The organism is Lysobacter auxotrophicus, from assembly GCF_027924565.1.
In the GTDB taxonomy this organism is placed as follows: Bacteria; Pseudomonadota; Gammaproteobacteria; order Xanthomonadales; family Xanthomonadaceae; genus Lysobacter_J; species Lysobacter_J auxotrophicus.
The window spans coordinates 520909-532250 of sequence record NZ_AP027041.1 but is presented as its reverse complement, the minus strand read 5'-3'; the positions used below and the strand labels follow the sequence as shown (position 1 = coordinate 532250).

Here is an 11342-nt window from a genome sequence, read left to right as displayed (position 1 = left end):
GTTACGGGATGTCGGTGTTGGTGTCCGTGTTTTCCGGCGGATCCGGATCGCCGTCGTCCTTCAGGTCCGTGTCGGCGTTGGTGTCGCCGGCCTTGGGCGCCTGGTCGAGCGAATCGCTGGGATCGCCGATCTGTTGCGCGTCCTGCGCCGGCGGCGCATCGGACGGCATCACGACCTGCGGCACGCTCTTGGGCGGCAGGATCAATGGGCCCTTGTTGCCGCAGGCCGACAGCATCAGCGGCAGGGCGAGGAGGAACGCAGCGGCGGAAATTCGGACGGGATTCATGCCCGAAGTGTAGCCCGCAAGGCGCGGGATGGGTCGTCAAATGCCGGGCGGAGCCGGCGGTTCGGGGCGACGCCAGAGCCAGATCGCGACGATGGTCATGATCGCGGTGCCGGTCGCGGCCATCCACCAGCGCGGGGCGGTGAGGAACATGATCACCGCGCAGGCGGCCATCATCGACACGGCCAGCCGCTTCGCACGCCGCGACACCGCGCCGTGCGCCTGCCAGTCGCGGATCATCGGACCGAAGCGCGGATGCGCCAGCAGGCGCTCGTGCAGCTTCCGCGAGCCGCGCGCCGCGGCGAAGGCCGACAACAGCACGAACGGCACCGTCGGCAGTCCCGGTACGACGATGCCGATGACGCCGAGCATCAGGCTGGTGTAGGCGAGCAGCCACCAGGCCCAGCGGAAGCGGACTTTGGGGGGCGGCGGGGAGTCGGGGGCTGTGGTCACGGATGAATCATAGGAAGTCGGGGATCCCGAGTGCTGGCCGCCATCGTGCTCCGACCCTCACCCCAACCCCTCTCCCGGCGGGAGAGGGGCTCAAGCGCTCGGTGCCTTGGAACCTACTTCGACGCCGTTGCCGCCGGCGTGGCGGGCACGCCCAGCTGGTCGAGCATGAAGGCGTACATCTCCGACAGTTCGCGGTAGCGGCGGAAACGGCCCGACTTGCCACCGTGGCCGGCGTCCATGTTGGTGCGGAACACGATCGGCGCCTGGCCCTGGTCGAGGTCGCGCAGGCGGGCGACGTACTTCGCCGGTTCCCAATACTGCACCTGCGAATCCCACAGGCCGGTGCCGACGAACATCGACGGGTACGCCTGCCTGGACAGGTTGTCGTACGGGGAGTACGACAGCATGTAGTCGTAGTACTCCTTCTTTTCCGGATTGCCCCACTCGTCGTATTCGTTGGTGGTGAGCGGGATGGTCGGATCGAGCATCGTCGTGACGACGTCCACGAACGGCACCTGCGAGAGGATCACGCGGTAGCGGTCCGGCGCCATGTTGGAAATCGCGCCCATCAGCAGGCCGCCGGCGCTGCCGCCGTACGCGGCGACGCGGTCCTTCGCCGCGTAACCCTGCTTCACCAGATCGTCGGTGACGTCGATGAAGTCGGTGAAGGTGTTCTTCTTGTGGAACAGCTTGCCGTCGTCGTACCACTTGCGGCCCATTTCCTGGCCACCGCGGATGTGCGCGATCGCGTACACCATGCCGCGGTCGAGCAGGCTCACCACCGGGCCGTTGAAGCGCGGATCGGTCGAACTGCCATAGCTACCGTAGGCGTACTGCAGCATCGCGGCCTTGCCGTTCTTCTCGAAGCCCTTTTTGTAGACCAGCGACACCGGCACCTTCACGCCGTCGCGGGCGGTCGCCCACACGCGTTCGGTGACGTACTTCTCCGGGTCGTAGCCGATCACCGGCTCGCGCTTGAGCAGCTTGCGCTCGCCGGTGAGCACGTTGACTTCGTACGTCGTGCCCGGCGTGGTCAGCGAGGTGTAGCTGTAGCGCAGCCACGGCGTGTCGTGCTCGGAATTGGTCGACAGCCCCATCGAATACGCCGGCTCGTCGGCCTTCACGTATTCCTCGGTGCCGTCGTTCTTGAGCACGCGCAGGCGTTCCAGCGCATCGGAACGCTCGGCGATGGTGGTGAAGCCGTCGAACAGTTCGAAGCCTTCGATGAAGACGTCGTCGCGATGCGGCACCCATTCCTTCCACTGCTTGCGCGAGGTCGCATCCGACGGCGCCGTCATCAGCTTGAAGTTCGCCGCGCCGCCTTCGTTGGTACGGATCACCCAGCGGTCGCCGAGATGGTCCGCCTGGTATTCGACGTCGCGCTCGCGCGGCGCGAGCACGGTGAACTTCTCCGGGTTCGACGCCGGCGCGCAACGCATTTCGCTCGACACGGTGCTTTCCACGCCGATGCAGATGAAGCGGTCGTCGCGCGAGCGGTCGATGCCCATGTAGAAGCTGTCGTCCTTCTCCTCGTACACCAGCACGTCCTTCGACGACGGCGTGCGGAGCACGTGCTTCTTCACGCGCACGGTGAGCAGCGTTTCCGGGTCGTTCTCGACGTAGAACAGCGTCTTGTTGTCGTCCGCCCACACCAGGTTCGGCGACACGCCCTTGATCTGGTCGCTGTAGACCTCGCCGGTTTCCAGGTTCTTGAAGCGGATGACGTACTGCCGGCGGCCCACCGCGTCCTCGGCCCATGCGAGCAGCTTGTTGTCCTGGCTGACTTCCCAGTCGCCGACGCTGAAATAGTCCTTGCCCGCGGCCATCTGGTTGACGTCGAGCAGCACCTGCTCCGGTGCGTCCATCGTGCCGGCGCGGCGCGCGTAGACCGGGTAGTCCTGGCCGGTTTCGAAGCGGCTGTAGTACCAGTGGCCGCGTTCGCGGTACGGCACCGAGCTGTCGTCCTGCTTGATGCGGCCGACGATTTCCTCGTACAGCTTGTTTTCCAGCGGCTTCAGCGGCGCCATCACCGCGTCGGCGTAGGCGTTCTCGGCGTTGAGGTACGCCAGCATTTCCGGGTTCTGGCGGGCGTCGTCGCGTAGCCAGTAGTACTCGTCGTTGCGCTGCGCACCGAACGGCGCCTTCACCACGTGCGGCTTCTTCGCGGCGTCGGGCGGCGTGGCGGTGGCGGCGAGGGTGGTGGCGGTCGTGCTCATGAGGAGGGCCGAAAGAAGCAGGTGAGTCGGATTCATGGATGGGGTCCGGTTGTGCGTTGGACAACGTGGTCGGACGTCCCTCCTCCCGCCTGCGGCGAGAGGAGGGCAAGGCGCCTTACTTGTCGGCCAGCTCGTTCCAGAGGAACGTGAACGCCAGGGCGCTCATGTGCGCGGCCTGCGCGTTGTTGGCCGAACCGCCGTGGCCGCCTTCGATGTTCTCGTAGTAGCGCACGTCCTTGCCGGCTTCGAGCATCTTGGCCGCCATCTTGCGGGCGTGGCCCGGGTGCACGCGGTCGTCGCGCGTGGACGTCATGAACAGCGCCGGCGGATAGGTCTTCTTCGCGTCGAACAGGTGGTACGGCGAGAAGGTGCGGATGTAGTCCCAGTCGGCCGTGTCCGGATCGCCGTACTCGGCCATCCACGACGCGCCGGCCAGCAGGTGGCTGTAGCGCTTCATGTCCAGCAGCGGCACCTGCACGACGACGGCGCCGAACAGCTCCGGATACTGCGTGAGCATGTTGCCGGTGAGCAGGCCGCCGTTGCTGCCGCCCTGGATGCCCAGATGCGGGGTCGAGGTCACCTTGCGTGCGATCAGGTCCTGCGCGACCGCTGCGAAGTCCTCGTAGGCCTTGTGGCGATTGGCCTTCAGCGCGGCCTGGTGCCAGCGCGGGCCGTACTCGCCGCCGCCGCGGATGTTCGCCACCGCGTAGACGCCGCCCTTCTCCAGCCAGCCCTTGCCCACGCTGCCCGAATACGCCGGCGTCAGCGAGATCTCGAAGCCGCCGTAGCCGTACAGCAGCGTCGGCGCGGTGCCGTCGAGCTTCAGGTCCTCCGGGCGGACGAGGAAGTACGGCACGCGCGTGCCGTCCTTCGACGTGGCGAAATGCTGTTCGATGACGCTCGATGAGGCATCGAAGAACACCGGCATCGTCTTGAGCACTTCAGGCGTCGCGCCGATCTGCGCGAGCGACAGCGTCGTCGGCGTCAGGTAATCGGTGGCGGTGAGCCACACCGCATCGCTTTCGTCCGCATCGACGGCCGACACGGCGAGCGTGCCGAACGTCGGCGCGCCGGTGAACTCGCTGCGCTTCCAGTCGCCCGTCGCCGCCGGCGTGAGCACGCTCAGGCGGTTCTTGACGTCGTCCAGGACGTTGAGCACCAGGTGCGACTTCGTCCACGTGTAGCTCGACAGCGACGTGCGCTGCGTCGGCGTGAACAGCGCAGTGAACTCGCGCTTGCCGGCCATGAAGGCGTCGAAGTTCGTCGCGATCAGGCTGCCGGCCGGCCAGGTCTTGCCGCCGGCTTCATACGGTTCGCGAAGTTCGAGCAGCAGCCATTCGCGATGCACCGACTTGCTGACCGAATTGGGCACGTCGATCTTGGCGAGCTTGCCGTCCGCGCCGCGCAGGTACAGCTCGTCGTTGTAGAACGCCAGCGTGCGGCTGACGAAGTCGCGCTCGAAGCCCGGCGTGTGGTCGCGCAGGGCCGCGATGTACATGTCGGTCGGCTTGCCTTCGTACACCACGCGCGCCTGGTCGAGCGGCGTGCCGCGCTTCCATTCCTTGACGACGCGCGGATAGCCCGAGCTGGTCATCGAGCCCGCGCCGAAGTCGGTGTAGACGTACACCGTGTCGCGATCGATCCAGCCCAGCGCGCCCTTGGCCTCGTCGCGGAAGAAGCCGTCCTTCACCCACGACTTGGTCGACAGGTCGAATTCGCGCGTGACGTCGGCATCGGCGCCCCCGCGCGAGAGCGCGATGAGGCAGCGCGTGTAATCCGGACGCAGGCAATCGACGCCGTGCCACACCCAGTTCTCGCCTTCGGCCTTGTTCAGGGCGTCCAGGTCGACGACGGTTTCCCACTTCGGCGAGGCCTTGCGGTATTCCTCCAGCGTCGTGCGCCGCCACAGGCCGCGCTCGTGCTGCTTGTCCTTCCAGAAGTTGTAGTAGTAGTCGCCGATCTTCTCCACGCCGGGGATCTTGGCGTCGGAATCGAGGATGGCGCGGATGTCGGATTCGAGCTGCGCGAACTGCTTCGATGTGGCCAGTTCGGCTTCGGCCTGGGCGTTATGCGCGCGAACCCAGTCGAGCGAACGCTCGGCGGTGACGTCTTCGAGCCAGGCGTAGGGATCGGCGGACACGGCGGGGGACTCCTTGGGTGCGGCGCCGGCCAGCGACGCAGCCGCAAGGCCTGCGGACATCACCAGACTCTGGCAGGCGATCGACAGCTTCGACATCGGCGCTCCGGGTGCATGAGTGGACCCGGAACGCTAGCACAGCGCGCGACGGCCGCCGCCGACGCCGGCGTCGCCGCACTGTGCCGGAGCGGGCGGCTGCTCAGGCCGCCTGCGAATGCCGGCCGCGGGCCGTCGAGGCGCGCCGGCGACGGGCCTGCGCCCCGGCGCGGCGGCGAGTGCGGGCGGGCACGACCGCGTCGGCTTCGCGCACCGGCACGCGGAAACGGTGCAGCGCCCACCAGGCGCACAGCGGCATGGCGACCAGCCACAGCGGCATCCAGCCGAAGGTCGGGCTGAAACCCCGCGCGGCCGGCAGCAGCGCGACGATCGCGACGCCGATGGCGACGGCATGGCGCATCAGGACGTCGAGGCCGGAATGAAGGTCGGAACGGGTCTGCATGGCGGGTCTCCGTTGGAATGGAGCCAGCCTGCGGGCGCGGGGTCTCAGGGGTTGCGACGGTGAAGCGGGGGCTCGGGATCCGGGATGGCGAGGCGGCCGTTGTAGCCCGGGTAAGCGAAGCGCACCCGGGTTCAGACCGCCCCGCTCACCCCCCTCTCGGAAGGGAGAGGGATCGAAATCTCACCGGTCGTAATTGCTCAACGCCAGCTGCAGCAAGGCCCGCGCCTGTTCGCGCAGCACCGGCGGCTCGACGATCTCCGCATCGCTGCCGTAATGCATGACGTCCATCAGCAGCTCGCGCCCGGCGCTGTAGGGCACCTTCAGCTCGTAGCGGCCATCCGGCAGGAAGCGGCCCTGCTGCTGCGAATGCCAGTGCTCGTCCGCCACCCAGCGCGCGGCCTTCGGCGTGAACACGATCGTCGCCCAGCCCTTGGGCGCGCCGGAAAAAATGCCGTAGCTCGACGCCAGGTGCTTGTCGAGTTCCTCGTCGGGCACGTCGCGCGCCGCCGTCTCCGACAGCTTCGCCGCGCTGATGCGGTCCACCGCGAAGCTGCGCAATGCCTCGCGGTTGTGGTCCCACGCGTCGAGGTACCAGTTCTCGCGGTAATGCGTCAGCCGCTGCGGCGACACCGTGCGGCGCGTCTGCTCGTCGGTGGAGCGCGCGCGGTACTCGAAGCTCAGCTGCTTGCGATCGAGCACCGCCGTCGCGACCGTGCGGAAGGCGGTTTCGTCGAGCCGGCGCGTGCGATGCGGGATCACGCGGACGCGCTCCACCGGCACGCGACGACCGCCGGCGTGCTCGTCCAGCAGTTTCTCGATGCGATGCTGCAGCGGCGCCAGGGCGTTGGACAGCACGCCGCCGCCACTGCGCACGAGCAGTTGTTGCGCGGCGAGCAGCGAGTGCAGCTCCTCGGAACTGAGCCACAAACCGGGCAGTTCGAAGCGCTCGCCTTCGCTGTGGTCGTAGCGGAAGCCCGCCTCGCCATTGCCCACCACCGGCGCCATCAGGTAATCGCGCAGGTACGCCAGGTCGCGATAGACGGTGGCGCGCGAGCATTCCAGGTCTTCCTGCAGCCGCTGCACCGTGACCGGATAGCGCGCGGCGCTGAGGATGCGGTGGAGGGCGTGGATGCGTTCGATGCGTTCCATGGGTCGCGGTCGGGGAAGCGGTAAGGACAGGATCGCACCGCGCCATGGCGGCCGCCAGCGCGCGGGCTAACTCCGGTTTAACCGGGGGCCCACGATACTGCGTCGGCGTCATCAGGGGATGTGATGGAGTCCATGCAGGGATCGCGATGGGACGCCGCGCTCGCGGCAGGCGTGGCGTTCGCCGCAACCACGGGCATGTTCGTGGGACTTGCGATGCTGATGCGGCCCGGGATCGTCCCGATCCCGCTCTCGCACTCGGCCATCGACGTGGTCTGGATCACGCCCGCGCGCGCACCGCCACCCATGCAGCCGCGCCCCGTGTCGCCAAATCCGGCACGCATCGCAACGCGGGCGCAGGCCGCGCGCGAGCCGTCGTTGCCGGAACGCGCGCTGCCCGGCGTCGACGCGCGACCGGAGCCCGCCCGCCCCCTTTCCGCCATCTACCTCGACCAGGTGCGCGACATCGCGCAACCGGCGATTTCGACGTCCGATCCGCTGGCGGACCGCCGTACGCGCCTTCCCGGCGAAGGCGACGGACGTTTCCGCATGCGCGAGCCCACCACCGTCGCCAGCGTCGTTAACGGGATAGGCCGCATGTTCGGCGGTCGCGATCCGGACGAACCCTGCCGCGAGAATCGCAGGAACATCGGCGAACTGGCGCTCGACGGCGATAGCGAGGCGCTGCGCCAGCAGCTGGATTACGAACATCGCCTGTGTCGCCCCTAGCGTCGCGCAGGCACAATGACGGGATGCGCCAGCCCGAGCCCGCCATCGACACCTCGCCCAGCATCGGCGACGAGGTGAAGACCACCACCTGCTACATGTGCGCGTGCCGTTGCGGCATCAAGGTGTGGCTGAAGGACGGGCAGATCCGCTACATCCAGGGCAACCCCGACCACCCGGTGAACCAGGGCGTGCTGTGCGCCAAGGGTTCGGCGGGAATCATGCAGCACTACTCGCCCGCGCGGCTGGACAAGCCGCTGCTGCGCGTGGGCGAACGCGGATCGGGCGAATTCCGCGAAATCGAATGGGATGAGGCGCTGGAGATCGCGACCTCGTGGCTGAAGCCGATCCGCGAACGCAATCCCGACGAACTCGCCTTCTTCACCGGCCGCGACCAGTCGCAGGCGCTCACCGGCTGGTGGGCGCAGCAGTTCGGCACCGTGAACTACGCCGCGCACGGCGGGTTCTGCTCGGTGAACATGGCGGCCGGCGGGCTGTATTCGGTCGGCGGCAGCTTCTGGGAATTCGGCGAGCCCGACTGGGACCACACGCAGTACCTGATGCTGTGGGGCGTGGCCGAAGACCACGACTCCAATCCGATCAAGCTGGGCCTGGGCAAGCTCAAGGCGCGCGGCGCGAAGATCGTCGCGATCAATCCGGTGCGCTCGGGCTATGGCGCGATTGCCGATGAATGGATCGGCATCCGTCCCGGCACCGACGGCCTGTTCGCGTTCGCGCTGATCCACGAACTGCTGAACGCCGATCGCATCGACCTGGATTACCTGGTGCGCTACACCAACGCGCACTGGCTCGTCGTGGACGATCCGGGCGGCGCGGAAGACGGCCTGTTCGCGCGCGACCTGGAAGGCCACCCGCTGTGCGCGATCGACTCGCACCGCTTCGCGCGGGCGAACGACACCGGCATCCAGCCGCGTGTCGTCGGCGAATACACGCTGCGCGACGGCCGCCGCGCGGTGCCGGCGTTCCATCTGGTCGCGCAGCGTTATCTCGATCCGCAGTATTCGCCCGACGCGGTGAGCGAACGCTGCGGCATTCCGGCTGGGACGATCCGCCGCATCGCGCGCGAACTGGCCGACGCCGCGTTCGATCGCGCGTTCACGCTGCCCATCGCGTGGACCGACGCATGGGGCCGCGAACATGACTCGATGCAGGGACGTCCCGTGTCGATGCACGCGATGCGCGGCATCAGCGCGCACAGCAACGGCTTCCACACCTGCCGCGCGCTGCACCTGCTGCAGATGCTGCTGGGCGCGGTGGATGCGCCGGGTTCGTTCCGCTACCAGCCACCGTTCCCGAAGCCGCTGCCGCCGCCGAACCGTCCTGGCAAGGCGCGGCAGTCCAACGGCGTGCTCGACGCCGCGCCGCTGGGTTTCGTGCACGGGCCGGAAGATCTCGTCGTCGACGAAGCGGGCGCGCCGCGCCGCATCGACCACGCGTTCTCGTGGGCGTATCCGCTGTCGGCGCACGGGATGATGCACACCGTCATCCGCAACGCGTGGGCGGGCGATCCCTACCCCATCGACACGCTCATGATGTTCATGGCGAACATGAGCTGGAACTCGTCGATGAACACCGCGCAGACCATCGCGTGGCTCACCGACAAGCGCGAAGACGGGCAATACCGCATCCCGCGCATCATCTACGCCGACGCGTACGCATCGGAAATGGTCGCCTACGCCGACCTCGTGCTGCCCGATACGACGTACCTGGAGCGTTTCGACGCGATCAGCCTGCTCGACCGGCCGATTTCCGACGCCGATGGCGCGGCCGACGCGATCCGTCATCCGGTGCTGGATGCGGCGAAACAGCGAGAAGGCCGCGACGTGCGCGGCTTCCAGTCGGTGCTGATCGACCTCGGCGCGCGCCTGGGGCTGCCCGGCCTGACGAACGAAGACGGCTCGCCGAAGTACCGCGACTACGCCGATTACATCGTCCGCCACGAACGCGCCCCGGGCGTCGGCCTGCTTGCGGGCTGGCGCGGCGCGCACGGCGAGGTCGATGCGAAGGGCCAGCCCAATCCGCAACAGCTGCAGCGCTACATCGACCACGGCGGCTTCTGGCGCAGCGAGATTCCGGAAGATGCGCGTTATTTCAAGATGGCCAATCGCGGCTACCTGGACTGGGCGCAGAAGATGGGGTTCCTCGGCCACGCCGATCCGATCGTGCTGCAGCTCTACTCGGAAACCATGCAGAAGTTCCGCCTCGCCGCGCAGGGCCACGGCGCGGTGCAGCCGCCGGACGAACATCGCGAGCGCGTGGCGACGTATTTCGATCCGATTCCGATGTGGTACGAACCTTTCGAAGGCGAGCAGACCACGCGCGAGGACTTCCCCCTCAGCGCCGTCACCCAGCGCCCGATGTTCATGTACCACGCGTGGGGTTCGCAGAATGCGTGGCTGCGCCAGATCGCCGCGCGCAACTGGCTGTACCTGCATCCGGACACCGCGGCACGTCATGCCATCCGGGACGAGGACTGGATCGAGGTGACCTCGCACCACGGCACGATCACGGTGCAGGCGAAGTTCGCCGCCAACGTGCAGCCCGACACCGTGTGGACGTGGAACGCCATCGGTAAGCGCCGCGGCGCGTGGAAGCTCGGCAAGGACGCGCCCGAAGGCCGGCAGGGATTCCTGCTCAACCACCTGATTTCCGACATCACCCCGCGCGGCGATTACGCCAACGCCGATCCGGTCACCGGGCAGGCGGCGTGGTTCGACCTGCGCGTCCGCATCGCGCGCGTGCAGCCGGCGAACGCCAGCTCGCCGCAATTCGCCCCGATCGCGATGGGCGAGGCGGACGACGCGCCGCTGCGCTACGGCGTGCAGTTCCGCCAGAAGCGCAAGGCCGAACGCGAAGGAACCCCATCGTGAAATCCATCCGCCTGCTCGCCGGCTGGCTGTGCATCGTGCTCGGCTTCGCCGTGATGATCCTGATCAGCTTCGGCGTGTTCGATCCGATCTCGCCGGCCGCGACGGGCAATTCGCTCGTACCCGTCCTGGTGGGCATGCTGCCGAGCGTGAGTTTCGGCATCGCCCTGTTCGCGATCGGCGTGTGGCTGATCAGTACCCGCAAACGCTGAAGATCCGCATGACCGACCTGCCGCCGCCGTCGAAGAAGAAACTCGGGCTCGTCATCGACCTGGACACCTGCGTGGGCTGCCATGCCTGCGCGGTGAGCTGCAAGGAGTGGAACGCCGGCGGTTTCGCCGCGCCGCTCACCGACGAGCAGCCGTACGGCAAGGACCCGGCGGGCGTCTGGTTCAACCGCGTGCACAGCTACGAGGTCGCGCCGACGCAAGGCTGCGCATCGAGCCCGACGCCGCAACCCGCGATGACCCTGCACTTCCCGCGTTCGTGCCTGCATTGCGAGACGCCGGCGTGCGTGACCGTGTGCCCGACCGGCGCGAGCTACAAGCGCGCCGAGGACGGCATCGTGCTGGTGGACGAGGACAAGTGCATCGGCTGCAAGCTGTGTTCGTGGGCCTGCCCGTACGGCGCGCGCGAATACAGCGAAGTCGAAGGCGTGATGAAGAAATGCACGCTCTGCATCGACCGCATCTACAACGAGAACCTCGCCGAGGCGGAGCGCCAGCCCGCGTGCGTGCAGGCCTGCCCGACGCGTGCGCGCCATTTCGGCGACCTTGGCGACCCGGAGTCGAAGGTTTCCAGGCTGGTCGCCGAACGCGGCGGCGTCGACCTGCTGCCGCAGCTGGGCTACCAGCCGGTGAACAAGTACCTGCCGCCGCGTCCGCGCCGCACCGGCGAAGCCGCGACCGCGGCGCCGCAGGACGAAACCCTCGACACCGCCGCGCTGCCGCCGATGCTGCGCTGGCTCGACCGCGTACTCAGCCGCTGAGTCCAC

Annotated in this window: 10 protein-coding genes; 4 read left to right on the top strand and 6 right to left on the bottom strand. The window is 67.9% G+C overall.

All coding sequences use genetic code 11. From position 1 onward, the window contains the following. Position 1: 1 nt before the first annotated feature. The 6 genes from lptM to LA521A_RS02240 all read right to left on the bottom strand — a co-directional run bounded on the left by lptM (position 2) and on the right by LA521A_RS02240 (position 6737). The gene (gene lptM / locus LA521A_RS02265; protein WP_281780772.1) at positions 2-286 is read right to left on the bottom strand and encodes an LPS translocon maturation chaperone LptM; all 285 of its coding nucleotides are present in this window, start codon (positions 284-286) and stop codon (positions 2-4) included. A 36-nt stretch (positions 287-322) separates the two neighbouring features. Beyond that, positions 323-655: a YbaN family protein gene (locus LA521A_RS02260; RefSeq protein ID WP_425494617.1), complete on the bottom strand. Its 333-nt coding sequence runs from the start codon at positions 653-655 to the stop codon at positions 323-325. Positions 656-849: 194 nt separating this feature from the next. Next, positions 850-2988, bottom strand: a complete 2139-nt coding sequence (locus LA521A_RS02255; protein WP_281780770.1) for a S9 family peptidase — start codon at positions 2986-2988, stop codon at positions 850-852. Positions 2989-3067: 79 nt separating this feature from the next. Next, positions 3068-5188 (bottom strand): prolyl oligopeptidase family serine peptidase, encoded by a 2121-nt coding sequence (locus LA521A_RS02250; RefSeq protein ID WP_281780769.1) that lies wholly within the window; start codon positions 5186-5188, stop codon positions 3068-3070. A 100-nt stretch (positions 5189-5288) separates the two neighbouring features. After that, positions 5289-5588 carry a hypothetical protein gene (locus LA521A_RS02245; RefSeq protein WP_281780768.1) on the bottom strand — a complete coding sequence of 100 codons (300 nt, stop codon included), beginning with the start codon at positions 5586-5588 and terminating at the stop codon, positions 5289-5291. Positions 5589-5768: 180 nt separating this feature from the next. Further along, positions 5769-6737, bottom strand: a complete 969-nt coding sequence (locus LA521A_RS02240) for a helix-turn-helix transcriptional regulator (protein WP_281780767.1) — start codon at positions 6735-6737, stop codon at positions 5769-5771. A gap of 132 nt (positions 6738-6869) precedes the next feature. On the opposite strand from LA521A_RS02240, the gene LA521A_RS02235 reads away from it, so the two are divergent. The 4 genes from LA521A_RS02235 to LA521A_RS02220 are packed head-to-tail and all read left to right on the top strand — an operon-like array spanning position 6870 to position 11336. Continuing rightward, a complete protein-coding gene (locus tag LA521A_RS02235) occupies positions 6870-7463 on the top strand; it encodes a hypothetical protein (protein ID WP_281780766.1) in 594 nt (197 codons plus the stop codon). A 23-nt stretch (positions 7464-7486) separates the two neighbouring features. After that, positions 7487-10351, top strand: coding sequence for a molybdopterin oxidoreductase family protein (locus LA521A_RS02230; protein ID WP_281780765.1), 2865 nt, complete (start codon positions 7487-7489; stop codon positions 10349-10351). After that, a complete protein-coding gene (locus LA521A_RS02225) occupies positions 10348-10560 on the top strand; it encodes a hypothetical protein (protein ID WP_281780764.1) in 213 nt (70 codons plus the stop codon). Before LA521A_RS02230 ends, LA521A_RS02225 begins: the two co-directional genes overlap by 4 nt. An 8-nt stretch (positions 10561-10568) precedes the next feature. Then, on the top strand, positions 10569-11336 hold the full coding sequence (locus tag LA521A_RS02220; protein WP_281780763.1) for a 4Fe-4S dicluster domain-containing protein: 768 nt from the start codon (positions 10569-10571) through the stop codon (positions 11334-11336). Positions 11337-11342 lie beyond the last annotated feature (6 nt).